Consider the following 22204-nt stretch of genomic DNA (forward strand, 5'->3'; position numbering starts at 1 on the left):
AATCCCTCCCATTAGAAGTCGACGGTTAACCCAAGGTTGAGACGACGGCCATCAAGCACAACGCCATAGCTTTCTGTAGTGACTTGCTTGTCACCAAGGTTGTACACACCCGCTTTGACTCGTGCACTGTTGTTAAGCTGATAAACCAACCCTGCATCGACGAAGCCGTAACCTGGGGTGCCCTTCGACATGCTATTACGGCCGAGGTAATCACTGGTTTCACCACGAACATTAGCGTCTAGCCAAAGGTTGAGCAGATTACTGCTTTGCCAGTCCAGACCGGCGTTGAGCATGTGCCTCGGTATCTGGTTTAGTGGCTCACCTTTGAACTCGCCAGATTGCTGTTCGGAGTCGGTAAAGGTGTAGCTGGAACTAAACGTCACGGTTTGGGTAATTCCATAATCAAGAGTGAGTTCGACACCCCGCATCATGGCGTCTGCAATGTTTTTACGGGTGCTCAAAAACACATAATCACGCCCTTGGTACGAGCACTGCCAGGTTGTTGGGTCGTTACGATCGCCACCAAGATCACACAAACGATCTTCGGCAATTTTGTCATCGAATTCCGTGTGGAATAGCATCACACTTGCATTCAAATCCGCTGCTCGATCATTAAACACAAAGCCAACTTCGTAACTCGTGCTGGTTTCAGGGTCCAGATCTTCGTTGCCGATAATCAATGCACGGGGATAGGGTGCAGGAGACCCCCCGCCTCCGGTACCGCGACCAAAACCTTCTGTCGCCTCTGGCAGACTTGGTTGTTTATAGCCGGTCGATACACCACCTTTAAACGTCCAAGCAGGCGTCAGTTGATAGTTGGCGTAGACCCTTGGGGTTAAATGCGCACCGAACAGCTCATCATCGTTATAACGCACACCGGTGGTGACGTTCAGGTCGTTGGTTACCGCCCATTCCACCTCTGTATATACCGCTGCAATCCAGCGATCAACGCTGGCGCTTGCCGAATCCAGAGTGCCTATCAAGCCATTTGTTTCATCCACCAGATCCTCATACTTGTACTGGCCGCCGAAGGTCAACATATGGCCACCCAAGAACCAAGTCCCCTGAGTATTGAAGACAGACATTTCCTCCTTTTTCTCATCAAGTTGGATTCGCTCGGAAATATCGTGTTGCAAGTAAGAATTCAGCGTGAGGTTGCCATAGGTACCCTGATGAGTCAGAGCGTAAACGTCTTTTTGATACTCATAGCTAGAGGGGGTCGCGTCTGCGGCAATACTTACGCCGGGGCTGTGACGATAATCGAGTGTTGACGAGTTATAACTCAAGCCGAACTCGTTGGCTGCATCTGGGGTGAGGATCAGTTTTACGCCACCCTGCTTCTCCGTCTTGTCGGGAGTGCTTTCTGCATTATCGTCGCCGGCAATGAAGTGGGACTCATCGGAGCCCTCCCAGGCTCCATTAACCTGTGCGCCCAACAAACCTGGAATAAGTGGGCCACCGGCAAAAAGATTGACTTGCTGCGAGTCTTCATTCAAATCGCTAAATGACTTGGTGTATTCGGTGGCTATTGAGCCTGACCAAGCATCACCCGTTTTTTTGGTAATGATATTGATAACGCCACCCATAGCTTCTGAGCCATAGAGTGACGACATCGGGCCGCGGATCACCTCGACTCGGTCAATCATTGAAACCGGTGGAAGGGCAATCTGCTTGCCGCCATCATTCCCATTCGTGTTGATGTTTCGACCGGCTGAAACAGGCCGCCCGTCAATCAAGTAGAGCGTGTAGCCTTCAGACATTCCTCGAATAGTAACGTCTTTGGCATTGCCTCCGCCGTTGACGTATACACCCGGGATATTCTTTACGGCATCGGTAATATTACTGTAGGAACGTTTGGCCAACTCGTCCCCGGAAATAACCGAGATACTCGCAGGTGCCTCGGAAATATTCTGCTCAAAGCCCGCGGCAGTGACAACTATTTCACTAAGCTCCATAGGGTCAGACTGAGCTACGGCATAGCTACTTGTACCCGCAAGTGCAATGGACGATGCCAATAGAGAAATACGTCGCATAAAAGACTCCTTGTGTATTTTAGAACGCTCGAAACCAATACATCCAGAAGCCAGGTCAGCAATATGCTGAAATCAGCTCCAGATGCAAATGAATATCATTGGCGGCGAACGTTACCACAAGTTAAGCCTTTAAATGTTGGTACGGTGTGTTCCATATTCCGGTACGGATCCAACGGCGATCGCTGGCGTTGGCACCCGCCAATTGGCGGGTACAGAATCTAGAACATGGTTAATAAATGCGCGAACCCGTCTCGGCAAGGCTCCATGGGGATAGAGCAATGATACGGGTAGAACAGGCCCCTGCCAGTCAGGCAAACATTTTTCAAGAGTGCCGGGATGCGACCGCAAGCGACGCTCTATTAGCCAGTGGGGCATTAACCCCAAACCCCGGCCATCCGCTATGGCGTCGCCTTGAACACAGAATTGATCGACGGTAAACGCGCTTTCCGGCAGATTAAGTGGGTAAACTCCCTCGCAGGGATGCTGAAGTACAAGCCCTGAGTCGCAACTACCTAGCATGTCTACCCAAGCATGGTGTTTGAGATCACCTGGCCCACTGGGGTAGCCAACACGCGCGAAATATTCCGGGCTTCCGTATAGCCCCTGATGCAAGTGACCCAGCGGTTTTTGCCTAAACGGTGTGTCACCGGGACTACCAAGCCAAACACAGACGCCGTCATCTAAAGATTCGGGAACCTCGTTTTGAGTCTGAATAGAAACACTCAATCCGTCATAACGCGCTAAAAAGGACTGCACCAGCTCGAAAAACCAACCCCGTACCAACGATTCATGGCTACGCAGCACCAGTTTGCCCGTGACCTTCTCGCTCAACTCATCCAACGCCTCACGCCCTTGGGATGCCAGCGCCAAAATATCGTTACTGTACTGATAGAACACCCGCCCCGCTTCGTTGGGGATAACACGGCGGGATTCACGTCGTAACAACGACTGCCCTACGGTTGTCTCCAGATTACGAACCCTTCGGCTCAAGGTAGATTTCGGAATATTCAGCTCCAGAGTACTAGCCGTAAGGCTGCCAGTTTTTACTACTGAAACAAAGGCTTCCAACTCTTTCAGATCGTACATAAATGCTCCGTTCCGGACTATGCAACAACTTGTGCCAATTTAGCACCTTCAAAATGATAATACGAACAATTATCATTAGTGAGAAAGACAGTATTTTGGCGGTTAAGTCCGCATTCAGTAAATTCACTGGAGCACGTTCATGCCCAACCCTCTTTTTGTGGCTAAGTCCCTGCTGATCAGCCTTGTGCTGGCGGCAACCTTTACCAACGCGGCAGCCCATGCCGATACCCGAATAGTTCAAACCGCTTATGGCCCGGTGAGTATTGAAGGCATACCAAAGCGGGTGGTCACTTTGTATGAAGGCGCTCTTGATGCTGCCATTGCGTCAGGCATAAACCCTGTGGGTGCAATCATTACTCGTGGCGGGAGTGACGTTGCAGAATACATTCAGCCGAAAGCCAAGGGAGTCGGGATTGTTGGTACGCCAGGTGAAACCAACATTGAAGCTGTCATCGCCCTGAAGCCAGATTTAATTCTGGCTTCAGCACAACTGGCCAAAGAGCAATACAACCTGCTTTCTCGGATAGCTCCAACCATAGTCCCTAACTTTCCCGCTTTTACACCAACGACTTGGAAGCAAGAAACTCGTCTATTCACAGAGGCCTTAGGGCGGGCTGAAACAGGCAGAAAAGTGATATCCGGCGTGGAAAACAAAATTGCTGAGGTCGCAAAATTAGTAGACACGAAACTGGGGCCAAACCAGCGTGAAACAGCGCTCATTCGCTGGATGCCGCAAGGTCCGCTCGTGATGTCTGAAGGTCTGTTCTCTGCCAGTCTACTAGAGGCAACCGGCTTCAACGTGAACTCAGGAGGTATCGTCAAAGAGGGCCGCCCGCACAGCCACCCTTTGAGTCAGGAGAACCTCGGGTTAATTGATCACCAATGGGTATTTCTTGCCACATTAAACGCGGACGGCGATGCAGCTCTGGATGCAGCGCGTGAGTCACAAGCATTTCAACGATTGAAGGCAAACCGGGCGGATCAAGTTGTCACCGTAAACGGCCAGCTTTGGACCAGCGCCAGCGGCCCTCTTGCCGCAACTGAAATTTTGAACGATATAGCTAACACCATAGACAACGTAGCTGCCGATCGCTGATCCGGCTATAGCTGCGCAGTATTTTACCGAGTCCTTTTGCTTGCCCGCTTCACGGCGGGCTTTTTTAATATTTGAACCATTCATGAAAACCTATAGCAATTATGTAGCCACCTGGGTCATGCTATTTCTAGCATGCCTAGCATCACTGCTTTTTGGAGCCGGAACGCTAGAGTTAGGGCAAGCGTTTGCTGTTTTGACCGGACAGGGAACAGAAGATGCCCGATATGTTGTTATGGAATTGCGGTTACCTCGGCTGGTTATTGGCATGGCAACCGGTCTGGCGCTTGGCGTCGCCGGTGCCCTACTCCAAACTCTGACTCGCAATCCACTAGCTGAACCCGGGCTGCTGGGTGTAAGTGCAGGCAGCGCTTTTGCAGTGTCCTTGGCCATTTTGCTTGGCGCCAGCACAGCCACCTTAACCACATTGATTTCACAAGTCGGCGCCCTCGCCGGTTGCGGTTTGGTTGTTGCCGCAACACGTATTCAAGGTGCGGGCCAAGACCCGGTGCGGTTAGTGTTGGCAGGAGCAACCTTGACAGGCTTACTGCTGTCTTTGAGTTCCTTGTTAATGCTCATTGACCAGAGAGCAGCGGACGAAATCAGGTTTTGGATCACCGGCAGTCTGGCCGGTAAACGCTGGGATCAACTTACCGCCACCATGCCCTCATTGCTGTTGGCAGGAGCAATCGTAATCGGCGTTGCGCGGCCGCTGGCATCACTAGCCCTTGGCGAGAAAGTCGCTATGGGACTAGGACACAAACCTGGGCTGATCAGGCTAATGGTTATTGTCGCCGTCGCACTGCTCGTGGGCGGCGCTACTGCACTTGCAGGGCCACTGGTATTCGTCGGATTGGTCGTTCCGTTCGCGGCTCGGTCGCTAGCCGGTGCAGATATCCGCAAAACCCTATGGCTGTGCCTGCCAATCGGGCCCGCCATGATTATTGCCGCAGACACACTGTCCCGGCTTTTGGTTACACCTTCTGAAATGCCTCTTGGCGTCATAACCGCCGTTATAGGCGCACCAGTATTGATGGTGATCATCCGTGCCAGAAGGATCCCTGCATTATGAACTCCTCTCTTGATTCAACGGACACTGGGCAGACGCCTCTGCATTTAACATCCGGTCATTGGCTCTGGCGATCAACAACAAGGCCCTGGAGCCTACTGATCAACAAACGATCAATAGTGGTGAACGCCACCCTTACTCTTATACTTCTAGCCTGCGCACTGAGTTCGCTGGCACTGGGCACGCTGTCCATAACGATTCCAGACGTCATACTCGCCCTACAAGGTAAAGGCACCACCATGCACACCTTCGTGCTCGAAGAGCTGCGCGGGCCTCGTTTGTTGGCCGGCGCTCTTGCGGGCGCTTCATTTGCGCTCGCCGGCTGCCTAATGCAAACGCTGGCGCGCAACCGGTTAGCAACACCTGGGATCATCGGCATCGACAATGCCGCCACAGCGTTTGCGGTTGCCTCGGTTGTAGGGGTGGGTATCAGCGCTGCCCCTCATACCATGGCGCTTGTCGGCGCCGCGGTTGCAACTGCATTGGCTTTCGGGTTGGCCGGAGCAACCGGTACGCGGGGTTACCGCTTTATTATCGCTGGTCTCGCCATTGGCGCCGTTTCAGGAGCCATCACCCAAGTTATGCTGAGCAGTGTTGCACTGGACGATGCCAATGCAGCTTATCCTTGGACAGTGGGGAGCCTTAACGCTCGCGCACCCGCGGCGGTGAATGCTCTTATCATCGGGCTCATCGTGGGCTATACGCTGTCGCTTTTTCTGAACCGCGCACTGATAACCCTGCAGTTGCCAGAGCCTGTAACAGCCAGTTTGGGAACTCGCTCTGGCCGGGTGAGAGTGGCAGGGTTGATTCTTTCAGTTTTACTCACCGGGCTGGCAGTATCCGTTGCAGGCCCAGTGGGGTTAATTGCACTACTCGGGCCCGAACTGGCCCGCACAATCAGCCGGCCCGGCAGCATTCCACTCACGGCCTCAGCCCTATCCGGTGCCATTTTGATGGTGCTATCAGATCTGGCGGGTCGCCTAGTATTCTCGCCACTAGAAATTCCTGTCGGCATTATCGCAGCATTGGCTGGAAGCCCTTATCTGCTCTGGATATTACTGCACAAGTCGCCGGACATTAATCGATGAACCAGTTTATGACCATGTCTAAAATAAACAGCCCACGCGCTCCTTTGGCTGCTCAAAGCCTAATGATGTCTCATGGCCCGCATACCATAATCCCACATTTAGATATCGAGCTACGCACCGGCGAGGTAACGGCTATCGTGGGCCCGAACGGTTGCGGAAAATCCACTTTGTTAAACGGGCTTGCACGAATTCACAAACCCCGGCAAGGTACCATCGTTCTTGATGGTGCTGATATTCACACCCTGCCGGCACGGGACGTTGCGCGGAAACTCGCGCTGCTTCCACAAGACAACAGCGCGCCGGAAGGGCTTACGGTAACCGACCTAATCCGGTTTGGCAGACACCCGCACCAGAGTTGGCTGAGCCAGTGGTCAGAAGACGATGAACGTGCTGTCAGGAAGGCACTCACGGCAGCCGACGTAGGTGATTTGGCCAATCGCCCGCTAGACACCCTTTCTGGCGGTCAACGGCAACGAGCATGGATTGCTATGAGCATTGCTCAGGAAACCCAATTACTGCTGCTTGATGAACCCACCTCTGCTCTAGATCTGGGGCATCAGATTGAGGTCTTTGAGCTAATCCGCACCCTCGCCAGCCAAGGTAACACCACAAAGTCATCCCCTCCAATGTGACCAACCCAGTCTGTATCTCCGTCAAAAACTGCACATAACTGTCGTGCTAGGGAGAGAATAACCTCATCACCCTCGCCATACCCCATCACATCATTGAATGGTTTGAAGTGATCAATGTCGAAGTAAATGCAGGTAAAAGCTTCGTTTTTCTGAAGCCTGCGCATGGCTTCCCGTTGAATAAGAACATTTCCCGGCAACTGACTAAGGGGGTTGGCATGCTTGGCATGCTCAACCCGGCGCTGGGTCATCGTGCGTAGTAGAGAGCGCGTTGAACCCAAGCCCATGTATCGACCATCTCTGGTCACAATAAAATGCTGCTTTAGATAGTAAAGATCATCCTCCAAAAGCGACTGAGTGACGCCTTCCAGAGGTTCATCATGCTCTACTACAAGCGCGTCGCGAGCGGTCAGACTGTCTACCGGCTTTGCCTGATTGAGGGAACGCTCATATGTAGAGCTAAATACCTCCATTACACGCCACTTATGGAGCAGACCGAGAGGCCTATCGTTTTCCACGACGGGCAAAGCAAATATTGAAGGCGACGACTGCAGAATTTGCCAGGCATGTCCGAGGCAAGCGCGCTCCAAACTAATAACCTGATCGCACTGCTCTCCTGCTTGGAACAATGCGGGCGCTGCGTGAAGTGGGCTATCATAAGGGCCCCGGCTAAGCACCTCGTAACCAAGAACACTTCTTTCCTGACAGTCCACGATTGGTTGAAACAACGTAGAGATTAGCTGCCGATCAATAATTCTCTGCAACTCTTGGGTCTGACCGTTCAAAGTCATGCTGGCTTAGGCTCCTTGGATCTGGAAACGAGCAATCAGGGCTCTTAGTGATTCGGACTGTTCACGTAGTTGCTCACTAACCGTCTTTGTGCTGCCAATATGTTGCTCGAGTGACTCAGCGCTTTCTCCCAGCGCAGTCGCACGCCGCCCCACACGGCCAATCTCATCACGCTGCACATCAATCGCTTCGTCGACCTCATTTGAAAAATGATTCAGGTCGTCAAAGGTTTTGTTGAGCGCCGAAAGATGAGTTTTAAGCGATGCCAGCGTTTCCCGATTGGAATTGCCCGCCTCCCGGGTATCGCCTAGTAGACCATGAGCGCCATCAACCTGGGCAACCAACTCACCAACCCACTGACGCACCTGACTGGTAGATTCGCCTGTTCGGCGAGACAGATTTCGCACTTCTTCTGCTACAACAGCGAAGCCCCTCCCCTGCTCGCCAGCGCGAGCCGCTTCGATAGCTGCGTTCAAAGCCAGTAAGTTCGTCTGTTCGGCAATGTCAGCAATCACGCTGATGACCTGTTCGATTTTTTGGCTGGAGCCTCGAAGCGCCTCAATTGCTTCCGCCACACGATTGATTACCTCGACCGCATGTTCAGCGGCCTGCTCACTCTCCCGCAATTTAATCTGAACATCATCATTGCCTTTAACGGCACCGGTAACCTGCGCGCGAAAAAACTGTGCCGACCTTTCAATCTGGCTAGCGCTCTCAGTAATGGCACCCATCGATGAAACTACATCATGGATTTGCCGGCTGTTATGCTGTGATGAAGCCTGAACTGCATCAGCCTGTGCATCCAGATTGGCAGAACGCTGCTGCAAGGCAGTAGCGGCGTGGGTGACCTCTTCTACAAACACAGTGAACTTGGCAATCAATCCATTGATTGCCAATGCAACGGCCGTTACTTCATCGCGTCCTGAAATCGGCAGTGGTGTGGAAAGATCCGATGCCGCCTCCATAATCCTGAGGCGTTCCGCGATCAACTGAAGTCTGGTAGTCACAGTCCGGCGGAGCCAATAGGTCAGAAGCAAGGCGCCCAGCAACACGAAGAGCGAGCCTGCGAGCAACAAGTACTGTTTCTGTTCGAGGAATGCAATCAGGGATACTGACCCTGCATGAGCCTGCTGACGGCCCACCGAGCGTTGGGCATCAATTTCTGCAAGCATGGGATCAAGCGCCTGATGCAACTGAAAATCGACAACTTTCCCGGCGGAATAGTAGCTCGCTTGATCAATCGGTTCTTTCAGCGCTACAAGAAGATCCAAAACCACCTGATGTGCCCCCATGTTCTCCTTTGCCCAGTTCTGCAAACGGGGGTTCTCAAGCGCGGACTGCCATTGCACTTGTATTGCGGCGGAAGTTCCCTCGAACTGTTCGCTGATCTCATTCCACAATAAAAGCTGAGCTTTTATTTTGTACGCAAGGTCTTTGAGTTGACGATGGCTACGATCAAGATCCGTCAGCAGCCAAACATCCGACATTTGTTCCCGTACGAGGCTATCTGTTGCCTTCTGGGCTTCGCCTACCACTGACACCGAAAGCCATGCCAGACCAGAAAGCGCAATCAAACAAAATCCGGAAAACACCAGCAATCGCTGACGGACGGTAAGACTCATAACGTGAACTGCCTCTCAAAATGTTCAGGACGAGCCTAGACCGCGATGATGACAGTTTTGCTACAAAACACCTTAACCTAACCGAGTTCGGTACCACTTTCGTTGCTGTCATGAAGTGAACTTTGGCAATCGGATGCGCCTTTTTTTTCGCGCAATATCGCCAGCCCTTGGCTGACTTTCTGGTGAAGCATTTGGGCTAAGTCGGCGGGATTATCACTAGCGGAAACTGCTACAGGTGGGTGGAACATCACATCCACACGCACCGCAGGCTTTTTTAGCAGGCGGCATAGGTGTGCGACAAAATCATCATCTCCCGTAAATGGCACTAACCTGTCGGGCTGCCCATCTCGGTGGTAAGCAATCGTTATCGCCTGTACCGAGCACCTAGCCTCGATGGCCGCCCCGAGCATCTGGGGGTGAAACCGCTTCACACGTTCACCAGAGGTTGTCGTTCCTTCGGGAAACACCATGACTGAACTCCCGCCTGCCAAAGACGAGACCAGTGCTTGTCGTACCTTCGCGGAATCTCCCGCACCCCTATGGACAAAAATCGTACCGATTTCATCTGCAATCCAACCAATTAGGGGCCATGACGCCACTTCGCGCTTGGCTAAAAACCGTAAGGGAAGGCCCGCGGCCAGAATGGGAATGTCGGTCCAAGAAACATGATTGCACACTCGCAAGGCCGCGCCCTTCTTCGCCACGCCGTGGGTTTGGATGCGCATGCCTAGCAATCGGCATAAACCAGCGGAATACCCATTCACCAGAACGGTTCGGTCGATTCGTTGCCGGCTACAGCATTCAATAATTCGAACCAAACCGAGGGTTGCCATACTGAGCAACAAAAAGACTAAAAACGCACTCAGGCGGGTGACGAACCGAACACTCTCGACAATCCGCTCTAGTTTGTTCAAGCGATTTTGGCCTCTAGGTTGTAGCGCCTCGCATAACGGGCGGCTAGGTTATCCACATTCAGCAGCACCAGCAGATCCGCACAGCGGAAAGCAGGGTCCCAGCAAGGATCACCACACACCTCGGCACCCAAGCGCATATAGCTACGGATCAGAGGCGGAATCACAACCTTGTCTGTTTGTGTGCTCTGGCTGGCAAGGTGAGGCAATGTGCGCTTAGGCGTGACTCGGAATTCCTCTGCTGCTAGGTACTCCTGTTGAATCTGATGGGTGACTCGCCATGCTTTGTAACCGCCATCCAGCATGCTGATGCTGGCGCAACCCAACAGGTAGTCGATGCCTTCCTGAACCAGATACCGCGCCACTTCTGTCCACAGCATGCTTAGCGCCGCTCCCGAGCGGAAATCGCTGCGAATGCAGGTCCGGCCTAGCTCTGCAAACACGCCGGGATTCTGTTTCAGGCGATCAAGATTGAACTCTTCTTCTGAATAGAAACCACCAATTTTTTCAGCCACCTCACCGTGCAAAAGCCGTGTGGTTGCTACCACTTCGCCGTTTTGGTTCATTACCACGAAGTGTTCGCACCAAGGATCAAAGCAATCTTCGTCAATACCGGTATCCGTCTTCATATCAGCGCCATATTCGCTGGTGAATACCTCATACCTTAGCTGTTGGGCCGCAATAATTTGGGCCGGCTCCTTTGCTACACCGGAGGTAAGCTTTCGGCTGCTGCTGGATGCTCTGGACTGACTCTGCATTCGTTAACCCCTTCCAATGGCTGACTCCCTGCCCGCTGACCAACAGCAGACCGATTTAAGCCGAGATTAAAGATGGAGCTTTACAACGAGATGAAGAATTTACGATGAAGCGATGACAGTTCAGTTAGTGCGGGCCTGAACGTCTTCACCGAATGGAAAGTAGGCATTCAATTGCTCGATCAACCACGGCGAATCGTCCAATGGCAAATCATGACCAGCGTCAGGATGCAATGCCAAAGGGCACTCAAGCGACTTGGCCAAATCCCGGCTGCAACGCCAGTCTGTTAGACGATCGCGATAACTCGCCAACACAAGAGTTGGCATTTTAGGAACCTTAAGTGGTGGTTTATAGCGGGATGCCGCATAGAGCTGACGAATCACATCGCCCCGCCGAACCGGGCGCTCACGCTGAATCGTCTGCCATTGCCGAGCAACCTCATCACTAATGGGGCGGTTACTCGTAAGAGTCAGAATGGCGCGCTCCCGTTTATCACAGTCGACTTGTGTCAGCATGCGCATAACAGGTGCCCATTGAACAGGGCGCATTCGCCGCCAAGGCGAACTCAATCGGGAACTGGAAGAAATCAGCACCAGACTCGCGCAATCTTCAGGCCGATTGAGTGCCCAGTCTAGCGCCACCATACCTCCGAGAGACAGTCCGATCAGCCCAAGCGGGCGTGGCAGATTACGAGTCACCCGATCAGCGAACTGGCGAGCCTCCACAATGGAGGTGGGCGAGCGAAAATCCCGAGCTAGCCCAGTGCCAGGCAGGTCAACTGTATGAAATTTATCCACGGGGCGCGCCCGCCGAAGCTGCTCTGGCCAGTCACCCCAATGAGCACTTTCCCTTGCCAGCCCTCGGATTAACAACCAATCCATTATAGGTTCTCGCCCTTACTGTACCAATGCGTTCTGGCAGCAGCCCGCAACCATTCACCTTCAGAAGGGGTGGGCAGCCAGCTGTCGTAATTCGCGCTTGCGTTGAGCAGGAAATCAAACAAAAGCATATGGCTGCGAAGAACCCGATGATGGCGGTGAGTCACCAGAGGATTGAACAGCCCTTCCCGGCTGAACAACTGGCGGGGACGCTTGCGCAACCAGCGCCACGAGCCCATCTCAAGAGTCAGCGGAAGCCAAGGGGCACTGGCCGCACGATTATGGCGCTTATAAAAGTAGTCCCACAGATCTCCATGGGTAACGTAATGCTCCGATTGCGGCTCAAACTGATAGTCGTGGTGGGGGTAGGCTTGCTCCCAAAGCAGCTTCAGCGCCATAACGGACGAGATGTTACGCATGGGCCGGCGCCGGTAAGCGTAGGGAAACCAGATCTGATCACGCCAGCCGAAGCCTGAGTGGCAGTCAAGCGATACGCTGAATGGCCGGCCGGACAACACCTCTTCGATGATACTCTGCAACGCGAGGTTCTCAGGCTCCATCCCTTGATCAAGCTTGCCTCTGTACCAAGGCAGCGACGGTGATAGTCGTTGCCCGCCCACCAGAAAGGTGCTCGGGCTCTGGGCGGAAATGGGCGCATTGCGCATAAGATCCACACCCGCAGGATTACTGCGCCGGCCCAGATACATCCCGCCGGGATTAAGCAGGGGCACAACCACCAACCGTACCTGCTTCAGAAGTTCAGCCAGATGCTCATCCCAGCGCAGCCTGTTGGCTAAGTTTTGCAGCCATGCCGTAACCACCTGAGTGCCGATGCGCTCCAGCCCGTGCACGCCGCCAAGCAACAGCAGCGCAGGACGGTCCGCTGGCGCATCGCCAACGTCGACACGGTAAATTGGAAACTCATGCGAGCCCACAGGAATGCTTGCACTCACCTGAACTGAAAACTGCTTTGGTGATTCGGCGAGGGTACGCTCCAACTCGATCAGCTCAGGTAAGCGCCTGCGCAACTGCCGCCGCTGCTTTCCATCACGCAGGCTCTGTTGTTCCGGCACCGCCTTGATATGGGTGAGATCGCTAAGTTCAGTCATGGTTCAACCTCACCTAAGCCGCCATGATTTTAACGTACGCCGGCTTCGGGTACTCCAGCGCCAGTTTCTATTCAGATCTTTTACCTGAGAGCTTCGTGTTTCATGCGACACGGTTTCTTGAATATAGAGACTAATACCGGGCATCGTCGGATCTGTTCCAGCTAGTTTTCTAAAACATAACTGAACAAAATGAAAACCTCGTGACACTGATATTTATTTCGAGTGCCGAGACGGCGCGCTTGTGCAGAATCCCCCAAATTACCATTGAAGCTTGCGCTAGCCCAAAATGTATATACAATGTAGATATCTTTCAGTTTTGAGATTCACTTTTTCGCGAGCATCAGTTATGTCCGATAAACCAAAGAAAGTGAAGACCAACAAGAAAGATAGCCAACTGCTGATTCGTATCAGCGGTACAGAACGCGAGCAGTTTCTAGAGTTGTGTGAGCAGCTAGATACCAGTGCCGCTCGCGAAATCAGACAGTTCATTCGTGGGTTCGTCAAGAAGCATAGAAAGAAGAAAAAACCCACTGAAGAGCCTAAAAGCGCAAAGGGAAAACTCGATGTCTAAGAAAGCCGTTAAAGCTATCAAACAGAAAATCAAAGCACGTCAAAGCAAAATCGAAAAACACGAGAAAAAGATCAAGTCGCTAAAGAAAGAGGCCAAAAAAGCAGCATAGCATCGGCTCAGGGCCGCCTAATGGCGGCCCGTCTCCACAACCTACAGCAAACACTGAACAACTTTGTCACATTCCGCATTTCCGCTTAGTCATTGTCATCAAACTGTCACCTCTCGGATTCACTCTACTTGTTTTATGCCTGCTCATTCAGGAACCCGAGGTCAACGATGCACGAGACACAAGATGAGAGGCTTTCTGCCGATAGCCCAACTCAGGACAGGCCCGTCAGCGATATGTCTGACAGTAGCCCAGAGGGTTCTCCGCTGAGGGTCAATCGAACACGGCGAGGCGTCCGCGCCAAGCCAGCCGTTCCGGTGGAGACCAACCTCGCTGCACCAGAGCTCTACTTTAATCGTGAGCTTTCAACACTGCAGTTCCATATCCGCGTTTTGGAGCAGGCTCTGGACCCCTCGCATCCATTGCTTAACCGGCTGATGTTTCTGTTGATATTTTCATCCAATCTGGATGAGTTTTTTGAAATTCGCGTGGCTGGTATCAAGCACCGGATCGCCTTTCAGCACGAAGAGGCCGATATCGACGGTCATCGGCCTTCCCAGCTTCTGGACGAAATTTCAGCTATTGCCCACCATCATGTTGAGCGCCAATACCAGATTCTCAATGACATCCTGATCCCTGAACTGGCAAAGAAGGGCGTACGCTTTCTTCAGCGTTCCAGGTGGACCGAGAAACAAAAACAGTGGGTGAAGCAGTATTTTGAGAGCGAGATAAAACCCGTTATTAGCCCCATCGGGCTTGACCCTTCCCATCCATTCCCACGTCTGGTTAACAAGAGCCTCAACTTCATTGTTGAACTCTCGGGTCAGGATGTATTTGGCCGGGAAGGAGGTCTGGCGATTTTGCCCGCACCCCGCTCGTTGCCGCGCCTGATTCGTCTTCCTCCCGAGCTTTGTGAGGAAGCAAGTGATGACTTTGTGTTTCTTTCTTCTATTATTCACGCCAATGCGGACGACCTTTTCCCGGGCATGACCATCAAGGGCAGTTATCAGTTCCGGCTTACCCGCAATGCCGATTTAACTGTGGACACAGAGGAGGTCTCTGATCTGGCGTCAGCACTCAAAGGAGAATTATCGGCGCTGCGTTACGGTGCTGGCGTGCGTCTGGAAATCGCGAGCAACTGCCCGCCGGAATTGGCGGAATTCATGCTGAATCAGTTCAAACTCGGTGAACGCGACCTTTACCGCGTGGATGGCCCTGTGAACCTGAGCCGACTAATGCAGCTGATCAGTGAGGTTGAGCGGCCAGACCTGCTTTACAAACCCTTTGTACCGGGTCTTCCAAAAGGCCTTCGTAGTGGCAATGAGAGTCTGTTTGATCTAATACGTCAGGAAGATGTACTCCTTCATCATCCGTTTCAGTCTTTCTCTCCCGTTGAGAGCCTGCTGTCTGAATCGGCGCATGACCCAAATGTTCTCGCAATCAGGCAAACCCTCTACCGCACTGGGGCGGACTCACCCATCGTCAACGCCTTGGCCGAAGCCGCTCGCAATGGCAAAGAAGTAACGGTTGTGATTGAACTCAGAGCCCGTTTTGACGAGGCGGAGAATCTGGCATTGGCTTCCAAACTTCAGGAGTCGGGCGCCATTGTGATCTACGGCGTAATGGCGTACAAAACCCACGCAAAAATGATGCACATTGTTCGCCGGGAGAACGGTACCCTTCGCTATTATGCGCATCTGGGCACCGGAAATTACCATTCCAAAACCGCTAAACTTTACACCGACTACAGCCTTTTTACCGCTAATGTAACCCTGTGCGAAGACGTCAACATGGTGTTCCAGCAGCTCTCAGGGATGGGTAAAGCACGCAACATTTCCACCCTGCTTCACGCGCCTTTTGCTCTACACAATGGTTTGCTACAACTGATCGCCCGGGAGGCCAAAGCTGCCGCGCGGGGTAAAAAGGCCCATTTGATCATCAAGTGTAATTCGCTAACGGAGCCAGAGCTAATCCGTGCTCTGTACCGCGCTTCTCAAGCAGGTGTGCGTTGCGATTTATTGATCCGGGGCATGTGCTGTTTGCGCCCGGGGGTACCGGGGGTTTCTGAAAATATCCGGGTACGCTCTATCGTCGGCCGTTTTCTGGAGCACACCCGGGTGTTTTATTTCCATAATGAAGGGCAGCCCGAGGCCTGGGCCTCCAGCGCCGACTTTATGGAGCGCAATATGTTTCAGCGAGTAGAAACCTGCTTCCCCATCTTGGATAAGAAGCTGGCACAACGGGTGCGAAAGGATCTGGAGACCTATATGGTCGACAACAGCCAAAGCTGGGATTTAACGGTTGATGGTACGTATGTGAAGCGAACGCCAATAAAAGAAGTCGCTGCGATCAGCGCTCAGGAAACGCTTCTGTACACACACGCGGCACAGGCTTAAATCAACTTAACCTCTGGGCTATCTCCTCCCATAAAGTGGCGTAGGCCACCGCTGCAGGCGTGCGGGCGGCAAACTGGGATAAAGGCGCCTGCGTAATACCCATTCTCTCAACTACGCTAGAGCTCGGGATAGCCGTGCTCAGGAGTAATTTATGCTCAGATGAAAGCTGTGCCATGACGTCTAGATGCAGTGTTTTACGACGATCTACCAGCGTAAAAAAAGGCCATACTGAACAAGGGTAGTCCTGCTCATCGAGATGACTACGCAATTGTTTGAGTGTGCGCAGGGAAAGCGTCGTCGGGATCAGCGGAACCAGCAATGCATCCACGCTGGAGAAGACCTGCTCTGAGAGCACAGAAATGCTGGGCGGGCAATCCAGTATAACCAGATCGTAGTCTTCCCGGATGGGCTTGAGGAGTTTACGCAAATGACTTGGTTTTCTCTCATCAAGCAGTTGATCCAGCTCCCGGGCGTCGAACGACGCCGGTAACAAGTCCAGCCTCTCCACATCAGTGTCGTAGATCACCTTATCAAACGAAGCCTTGCCCTTAATGAGCTTGTCTATACCACCTTTCACCTTGGGCTTTGCCCGGAGATAGTAGGTTGTAGCAGCTTGAGGATCGATGTCCCAGAGCAGAACCCGGTAACCATGCAAAGCGGACTGTGCGGCAAGGTTCACTGCTGAGGCAGTTTTTCCTACCCCGCCTTTGATGCTGTACAACGCTAACATTTTCATGGAGGCATCCAATATAGGTGGTGAAAACCATTTTACTTTGATGGAGCCACACTATCATCGATTTGCTTTATTCGTATCGCGCACCTTCTGCCACTGGCCAACAAAAAGTCCGCCATAGGTGGCGCGAATGTCAGAAACTCCACGCTTCCATTCAGGGAAGATGCCAACAACTGTAGCAACCTTGTTAGGAGCGGCCAGCCCCTCAGGTACCGTCACCGTACTGTCATTTTTCGCGCGTAAATTAATACGCGCTTCACCGCCATCCAGTTGCCACCTAGCGGTTTCGGCGAGTTTTGTTGAAAAGAAAAAGGAAGAAAGCTGATGTATAAGACAATGACGTTGATTACCACGGTGCTGGCCACTTCCATGTTGGCCGGTTGCAGTACCGTTAATGAGAACAACGACGAAACAAAGAGTGCAGGTGTTGCAGCAGTGTTGGAGAGTTTTCCGGCGATAGGCGTACCCCTGCCCTATGATGTCCTGCGCAGCGACCTAATCGACGCAAAATCTCGACAGCCATTGGAGGTACGTAATGGCGGTTTCGGCTCCGCAATGACTGCCCATCCCAGCAACCCGACTCACTTCTATGCCCTTACAGACAGAGGCCCCAACGCCAGTTTCACCGGCGACTTCGGCAAGGGCAAGAAATTCCCAAGCCCGGACTACACTCCGCGAATCGGTTTGTTCGAAGTGATGGAGAACGGCCAGATAAACCACGTCAGCACCATTCTACTCAAAGACCTCGACGGCAATAAAATCAGCGGTTTGCCCAACAGCGCTGCTCTAGGCGGCACCGGTGAGACCCCCTACTACGCTAGCGGTGAGCCCATTCTGATCGACGACACCAAACCTTACGACGAGATCACTAATTCGTTCAGGTTGGACGACTACGGCCTTGACGGCGAAGGTTTGGTTGCGCTGAGCGATGGCACCTTCTGGGTCAGCGACGAGTATGGGCCGCATTTAGTCCACTATGATGCTAACGGCGTGGAGATCGACAGAATCAACGCATTTTCCGGTGACGCTCGCACGAGCATCAACCTGCCAGCCGAGTTCGCCAATCGTCGCGCCAACCGCGGTATGGAAGGCCTGACTATCACACCGGACGAAAAAACCCTTGTCGGGATTATGCAGTCGACCATGTACAACCCGGACAGCAGTGTCAAAGATCTGGATATCACCCGTATCGTCACGGTTAACCTGAACACGAAAGAGGTGGGACAGTATCTATACAAACAGGAAAAGACTCAGAACTCCAACTCAGAGATCGTCGCCCTGAGCAACACAGAGTTTCTAGTCATTGAGCGTGACGGCAGCTTCCTTGATGGTGGCCCCGGCGGTGCCAGTGCCGCCACCCCCAGCGCTCAGAAGCATGTCTACCGCGTCGACCTCTCGATCGCAACCAACCTTGAGGAGATAGCCGCAACCGGCAACATAGATCAGGACAACGCGCTAGGCCTAACCATCGACAGCAAAACTCTGGAAGAGGTAGTCCTTGCAGACGGCGACTGGACCAGTTTGACCGAAGCAGGCATCGTGCCGGCTGAAAAAAAGCTGGTTGTAGATATGGTCGCTGCGGTGGGTTTCCCTCACGACAAGATGGAAGGTCTGTGGGTCATTGACGACAGCCACCTTGGCGTTCTGAACGATGACGATTTTGCCACCTGGTCCACAGGTGGTGAGCTGGAGCAGAAAAAGCTCGACATCAACACCATCGACGGAAGCCGACTGTACATCATCGACGGATTAGATTTGTCCAGCAACTAAGACGGTATAAACAGGGGTGGCTGGGCCATTGCGCAGTGATCCTGCGAGCAGCCAGTTGAAGCTGCCAAGCGCCCAATCTGGTTTTCCACTCAGTTATTGTCGACACTCAAAAAACAAAAAAGGCAGACCAGTAAGTAACTGATCTGCCTTTCTTTTATATGGTAGCGGGGGCAGGATTCGAACCTACGACCTTCGGGTTATGAGCCCGACGAGCTACCAGACTGCTCCACCCCGCATCAAACTGGTTGGTGGTCTCTCGATCACCGTGGCGCGCATACTACGGCGCTTTAGCCAATCTGTCAAAGCCTATTCTGGCTTTCGTCTAATTTATCGCTCCAAAATAGCCGTTATGCCTTGGCCGCCAGCGGCACAGATTGAAATCAGGCCTTTGCCACTTCCCTTTTCCTCCAGAAGCTTGGCGAGTGTAGCTACGATTCGCCCGCCGGTGGCAGCAAATGGATGACCTGTGGCTAAGCTGCTGCCTTTAACATTCAGTTTGGCGCGGTCAATGCTACCCAGCGGTTTATCCAAGCCCAGCTTATCTTTACAGAATGCCGGATCTTCCCAAGCTTTGAGTGTTGCAAGAACCTGAGACGCAAACGCCTCGTGAATTTCATAGAAATCCAGATCCTGCAGGCTAAGGCCTGCTTTTTCCAGAACCCGCGGCACAGCGTAAGCCGGAGCCATCAACAGGCCTTCTTTTTTATCAACAAAATCCACAGCCGCCACTTCCGAGAAGGTCAGCCAAGCCTTCACTTCCAAATTATTGGCTTTTGCCCACTCTTCACTCGCCAGAAGCACACAAGAAGCACCGTCGGTCAGCGCTGTGCTGTTAGCAGCGGTCATGGTGCCGTTTTCGCGATCGAAAACCGGCTTCAAAGTTGCCAGTTTTTCCAGCGTGGTGTCCGGGCGTAATATGTTGTCTTTTTCAAGTCCAGCCAGCGGCGTCATCAAATCATTAAAGAAACCCTCTTCGTACGCCTTCATCAACTTCTGATGGCTTTCCCACGCCAGTAAGTCCTGCTCTTCACGGGGGATTGCCCACTCTTTGGCGGTGACCTGAGCATGCTCACCCATGGACATTCCTGTGCGCGGCTCTCCATTTTGAGGTACTTCCGGCTTTAGATGGGAAGGACGAAAACGGCTGAGGATTTTGAGCCTGTCACTCGTCGTCTTGGCACGATTTAAATCCAGAAGGATCTCCCTTAAACCCTCACCTACGCCAATAGGAGCATCTGAAGTGGTGTCCGTACCACCGGCAATACCACACTCAATCTGGCCGAGAGCAATTTTGTTGGCAACCAGAATGGCCGCTTCCAGCCCTGTGCCGCAGGCTTGTTGAATATCATAGGCCGGCGTTTCAGGCGCAAGCCCGCAGCTCAATGCAGCCTCACGGGTCAGGTTGAAATCGCGGGAGTGCTTGATCACAGCTCCAGCAACCACCTCACCAACACGTTTACCCTGCAGGTTGTAACGATCTACAAGCCCACGCAAAGCCGATGTCAGAAGTTCCTGATTTCCAATCTTGCTATAAGCTGTGTTCGAGCGCGCAAACGGAATTCGGTTGCCCCCGAGAATGGCTACGCGACGAACTCCGCTCGCCTTCTGTTCTGTCGCTTTAGGGCCTGGGGATTTCTTTTGGTTGGACTTCTGAGCCTGTGCCATGATGATATCCTTTCTCTATTGGGTTCCAGAGTACGAGGGCTTGAAGGTGCAGCCTCCACACGCTTGCACTCGGGGAAGCAGTTTATGAATGCAGTCTAGCGCCCACAGCCGCCATCTCATTGGCATGCCTGACAAAGCCTTATAAGCGTTGAGTCAATCACATAGCTGATGGATTCATTACTCTGTAATCTTTCATACTCCACTCATCATACCAACACAAGGACGAAGCCATGTCAGACATCTATCTCAAACTCGTCAATACGCCCGTGGGCAAAACCGCGGCACAAACGCTTGGTTTACCCTCACCGGCGCCCCTCAAGCGTCTCAAGCGCGCAGATCAACCGTTTATTGAAGGTGATGTGCTGGTCGGCGCGGGTAATGGCGGAAAAGCTATAGCAGTGGTTGGCGGTGTTCTTGGTGCCAGCGCTGCAACACTGCACCATGCCAGCGGAAAGGCAACACTTGAAGATTCTTCAAAAGCGGGCAACAAAGCAAAGGCATTGGATTTAGCGGCCGCTTCCGACACCAAATTTTCGGCTTTAGTGTTTGACGCCACCGGCCTCAAAGGCCCAGACGATCTTCGCGCACTTTACGACTTCTTTCATCCTACCATCAAAAAACTTGGTGCCAACGCCCGAGTTGTGGTTATTGGTCAGGACCCTGCGACCTGCCGCAAAGCACCTCAAGCCGCAGCACAGCAAGCTTTGGAAGGTTTTACTCGGAGCCTAGGCAAAGAAGTGGGCAAAAAAGGCGCCACGGCCAACCTGCTTTGGATTGCACCGAATGCCGAGAAACAGCTGGAATCCAGTCTTCGCTTTTTCCTGTCTGCCCGGTCGGCCTATGTTTCAGGCCAAGTTGTGCGCATTGGCAAAACCACTGACGCACCGACCACAAACCCGGTGGCCCCGCTTACTGGGAAGATTGCATTGGTAACTGGCGCCTCGCGGGGTATCGGTGCCTCCATTGCCGAAACCTTGTCTCGCGATGGCGCTACGGTTATTGGGCTGGACATTGAACCCGCAATGGAAGATTTGGAAAAAGTAACCGGTGCAATCAAAGGCAAAGCCCTGGCTTGTGACATTACCGCTGCAGATGCTCCTGCAAAAATTGCAGATTTTGTCGAAAAGCATTTTGGCGGGGTGGATCTGGTTATTCATAACGCTGGCATTACCCGGGACAAAACTCTGGGCAACATGCCGGAGCATTTCTGGGACATGACCATTGCAGTTAACCTAACTGCAGAAGAGCACATTAACGACGAGCTTATGAGCCGAGAACTGCTGCGTGAAGGTGGGCGGATCGTCTGCATTTCGTCTATCAGCGGCATTGCCGGAAACTTCGGACAAACCAACTACTCGGCCGCAAAATCCGGCGTGATCGGCTATGTGGAAGCTATGGCAAAGCAGGTAAAGAATGGCATTACCATCAACGCCGTAGCCCCGGGCTTTATTGAGACTCAAATGACAGCGGCCATGCCCATGACCTTGCGCGAAGCCGGTCGACGCATGAACAGCTTGTCGCAGGGCGGCCTGCCTGTCGATGTTGCAGAGACCATTGCCTGGTATTGCAGCCCTGCATCAGGCGGCGTTAACGGGAACGTTGTAAGAGTGTGCGGGCAATCGCTGATCGGGAAGTAAAAAAAGGGCAAGTCCATTGGACTTGCCCTTTTTAAAATCTGGTGGGTGGTACTGGGATCGAACCAGTGACCCTCGCCTTGTAAGGGCGATGCTCTCCCAGCTGAGCTAACCACCCAGAAAGAGTGGCGGAGCGGACGGGACTCGAACCCGCGACCCCCGGCGTGACAGGCCGGTATTCTAACCAACTGAACTACCGCTCCGCATTGATTCGGCATTAAGCCTGAATCGCGCACCGAACTCAAGAGCCCGATGCTAGCCTTAGA

Annotated in this window: 17 protein-coding genes, 3 tRNA genes and 1 pseudogene; 8 read left to right on the plus strand and 13 right to left on the minus strand. The window is 52.8% G+C overall.

Features of this window, described 5'->3' with window-relative positions:
* Positions 1-11 precede the first annotated feature (11 nt).
* Together FE845_RS02560 and FE845_RS02565 are read right to left on the minus strand one after the other, a co-directional pair.
* Positions 12-2033 (minus strand): TonB-dependent receptor domain-containing protein, encoded by a 2022-nt coding sequence (locus FE845_RS02560; protein ID WP_200361605.1) that lies wholly within the window; start codon positions 2031-2033, stop codon positions 12-14.
* A 129-nt stretch (positions 2034-2162) separates the two neighbouring features.
* Positions 2163-3119: a LysR family transcriptional regulator gene (locus tag FE845_RS02565; protein WP_200361606.1), complete on the minus strand. Its 957-nt coding sequence runs from the start codon at positions 3117-3119 to the stop codon at positions 2163-2165.
* Positions 3120-3258: 139 nt separating this feature from the next.
* On the opposite strand from FE845_RS02565, the gene FE845_RS02570 reads away from it, so the two are divergent.
* The 4 genes and pseudogenes from FE845_RS02570 to FE845_RS02585 all read left to right on the plus strand — a co-directional run.
* Complete coding sequence (locus tag FE845_RS02570; protein ID WP_200361607.1) at positions 3259-4215, plus strand: ABC transporter substrate-binding protein; 957 nt, start codon at positions 3259-3261, stop codon at positions 4213-4215.
* Positions 4216-4297: 82 nt separating this feature from the next.
* On the plus strand, positions 4298-5284 hold the full coding sequence (locus FE845_RS02575) for a FecCD family ABC transporter permease (protein ID WP_200361608.1): 987 nt from the start codon (positions 4298-4300) through the stop codon (positions 5282-5284).
* Positions 5281-6369, plus strand: coding sequence for a FecCD family ABC transporter permease (locus tag FE845_RS02580; RefSeq protein ID WP_227714000.1), 1089 nt, complete (start codon positions 5281-5283; stop codon positions 6367-6369). Before FE845_RS02575 ends, FE845_RS02580 begins: the two co-directional genes overlap by 4 nt.
* A gap of 14 nt (positions 6370-6383) precedes the next feature.
* Positions 6384-6977: pseudogene (locus FE845_RS02585) on the plus strand (ABC transporter ATP-binding protein); the annotation flags it as partial.
* Here the strand turns inward: FE845_RS02585 and FE845_RS02590 are convergent.
* From FE845_RS02590 to FE845_RS02615, 6 genes are all read right to left on the minus strand, one after another.
* Positions 6926-7789: a diguanylate cyclase gene (locus FE845_RS02590; protein ID WP_227714002.1), complete on the minus strand. Its 864-nt coding sequence runs from the start codon at positions 7787-7789 to the stop codon at positions 6926-6928. The pseudogene FE845_RS02585 and the gene FE845_RS02590 overlap by 52 nt on opposite strands.
* A gap of 6 nt (positions 7790-7795) precedes the next feature.
* A complete protein-coding gene (locus tag FE845_RS02595; RefSeq protein WP_200361609.1) occupies positions 7796-9409 on the minus strand; it encodes a methyl-accepting chemotaxis protein in 1614 nt (537 codons plus the stop codon).
* A 77-nt stretch (positions 9410-9486) separates the two neighbouring features.
* The gene (locus tag FE845_RS02600; RefSeq protein WP_200361610.1) at positions 9487-10323 is read right to left on the minus strand and encodes a lysophospholipid acyltransferase family protein; all 837 of its coding nucleotides are present in this window, start codon (positions 10321-10323) and stop codon (positions 9487-9489) included.
* Entirely contained in the window at positions 10320-11078 is a 759-nt protein-coding gene (locus FE845_RS02605) for a GNAT family N-acetyltransferase (protein WP_200361611.1), read from the minus strand. The genes FE845_RS02600 and FE845_RS02605 overlap by 4 nt, the downstream gene beginning before the upstream one ends.
* 120 nt (positions 11079-11198) lie before the next feature.
* Positions 11199-11957, minus strand: a complete 759-nt coding sequence (locus FE845_RS02610; protein ID WP_200361612.1) for an alpha/beta fold hydrolase — start codon at positions 11955-11957, stop codon at positions 11199-11201.
* Entirely contained in the window at positions 11957-13063 is a 1107-nt protein-coding gene (locus FE845_RS02615; protein WP_200361613.1) for a M14 family zinc carboxypeptidase, read from the minus strand. Before FE845_RS02615 ends, FE845_RS02610 begins: the two co-directional genes overlap by 1 nt.
* A gap of 346 nt (positions 13064-13409) precedes the next feature.
* On the opposite strand from FE845_RS02615, the gene FE845_RS02620 reads away from it, so the two are divergent.
* Together FE845_RS02620 and ppk1 are read left to right on the plus strand one after the other, a co-directional pair.
* Positions 13410-13634 carry a hypothetical protein gene (locus FE845_RS02620; protein WP_200361614.1) on the plus strand — a complete coding sequence of 75 codons (225 nt, stop codon included), beginning with the start codon at positions 13410-13412 and terminating at the stop codon, positions 13632-13634.
* A 276-nt stretch (positions 13635-13910) separates the two neighbouring features.
* Positions 13911-16136, plus strand: a complete 2226-nt coding sequence (gene ppk1 / locus FE845_RS02625) for a polyphosphate kinase 1 (RefSeq protein WP_227714003.1) — start codon at positions 13911-13913, stop codon at positions 16134-16136.
* A 1-nt stretch (position 16137) separates the two neighbouring features.
* Here the strand turns inward: ppk1 and FE845_RS02630 are convergent, their stop codons facing one another.
* Positions 16138-16872 (minus strand): ParA family protein, encoded by a 735-nt coding sequence (locus tag FE845_RS02630; RefSeq protein ID WP_200361615.1) that lies wholly within the window; start codon positions 16870-16872, stop codon positions 16138-16140.
* 321 nt (positions 16873-17193) lie between these two features.
* On the opposite strand from FE845_RS02630, the gene FE845_RS02635 reads away from it, so the two are divergent.
* Positions 17194-18639, plus strand: a complete 1446-nt coding sequence (locus FE845_RS02635) for an esterase-like activity of phytase family protein (protein WP_200361616.1) — start codon at positions 17194-17196, stop codon at positions 18637-18639.
* Positions 18640-18798: 159 nt separating this feature from the next.
* On the opposite strand, the gene FE845_RS02640 is transcribed toward FE845_RS02635, so the two are convergent.
* A tRNA-Met gene (locus FE845_RS02640) sits at positions 18799-18875 on the minus strand.
* A gap of 91 nt (positions 18876-18966) precedes the next feature.
* A complete protein-coding gene (locus tag FE845_RS02645) occupies positions 18967-20304 on the minus strand; it encodes an acetyl-CoA C-acetyltransferase (RefSeq protein WP_200361617.1) in 1338 nt (445 codons plus the stop codon).
* Positions 20305-20534: 230 nt separating this feature from the next.
* On the opposite strand from FE845_RS02645, the gene FE845_RS02650 reads away from it, so the two are divergent.
* Positions 20535-21941, plus strand: a complete 1407-nt coding sequence (locus FE845_RS02650; protein WP_200361618.1) for a 3-oxoacyl-ACP reductase — start codon at positions 20535-20537, stop codon at positions 21939-21941.
* Between the two features lie 39 nt (positions 21942-21980).
* On the opposite strand, the gene FE845_RS02655 is transcribed toward FE845_RS02650, so the two are convergent.
* Positions 21981-22056: transfer RNA gene (locus FE845_RS02655), tRNA-Val, on the minus strand.
* An 8-nt stretch (positions 22057-22064) separates the two neighbouring features.
* Positions 22065-22141, minus strand: a tRNA-Asp gene (locus tag FE845_RS02660).
* Between the last annotated feature and the right edge of the window lie 63 nt (positions 22142-22204).

It is taken from the genome of Marinobacter sp. 1-4A, assembly GCF_016597725.1.
Taxonomy (GTDB): domain Bacteria; phylum Pseudomonadota; class Gammaproteobacteria; order Pseudomonadales; family Oleiphilaceae; genus Marinobacter.

Coding starts and splice junctions, on each gene's coding strand:
- FE845_RS02560 (WP_200361605.1), bottom strand. CDS start 2,033: ATGCGACGTATTTCTCTATTGGCATCGTCCATTGCACTTGCGGGTACA.
- FE845_RS02565 (WP_200361606.1), bottom strand. CDS start 3,119: ATGTACGATCTGAAAGAGTTGGAAGCCTTTGTTTCAGTAGTAAAAACT.
- FE845_RS02570 (WP_200361607.1), top strand. CDS start 3,259: ATGCCCAACCCTCTTTTTGTGGCTAAGTCCCTGCTGATCAGCCTTGTG.
- FE845_RS02575 (WP_200361608.1), top strand. CDS start 4,298: ATGAAAACCTATAGCAATTATGTAGCCACCTGGGTCATGCTATTTCTA.
- FE845_RS02580 (WP_227714000.1), top strand. CDS start 5,281: ATGAACTCCTCTCTTGATTCAACGGACACTGGGCAGACGCCTCTGCAT.
- FE845_RS02590 (WP_227714002.1), bottom strand. CDS start 7,789: ATGACTTTGAACGGTCAGACCCAAGAGTTGCAGAGAATTATTGATCGG.
- FE845_RS02595 (WP_200361609.1), bottom strand. CDS start 9,409: ATGAGTCTTACCGTCCGTCAGCGATTGCTGGTGTTTTCCGGATTTTGT.
- FE845_RS02605 (WP_200361611.1), bottom strand. CDS start 11,078: ATGCAGAGTCAGTCCAGAGCATCCAGCAGCAGCCGAAAGCTTACCTCC.
- FE845_RS02610 (WP_200361612.1), bottom strand. CDS start 11,957: ATGGATTGGTTGTTAATCCGAGGGCTGGCAAGGGAAAGTGCTCATTGG.
- FE845_RS02615 (WP_200361613.1), bottom strand. CDS start 13,063: ATGACTGAACTTAGCGATCTCACCCATATCAAGGCGGTGCCGGAACAA.
- FE845_RS02620 (WP_200361614.1), top strand. CDS start 13,410: ATGTCCGATAAACCAAAGAAAGTGAAGACCAACAAGAAAGATAGCCAA.
- ppk1 (WP_227714003.1), top strand. CDS start 13,911: ATGCACGAGACACAAGATGAGAGGCTTTCTGCCGATAGCCCAACTCAG.
- FE845_RS02630 (WP_200361615.1), bottom strand. CDS start 16,872: ATGAAAATGTTAGCGTTGTACAGCATCAAAGGCGGGGTAGGAAAAACT.
- FE845_RS02635 (WP_200361616.1), top strand. CDS start 17,194: ATGTATAAGACAATGACGTTGATTACCACGGTGCTGGCCACTTCCATG.
- FE845_RS02645 (WP_200361617.1), bottom strand. CDS start 20,304: ATGGCACAGGCTCAGAAGTCCAACCAAAAGAAATCCCCAGGCCCTAAA.
- FE845_RS02650 (WP_200361618.1), top strand. CDS start 20,535: ATGTCAGACATCTATCTCAAACTCGTCAATACGCCCGTGGGCAAAACC.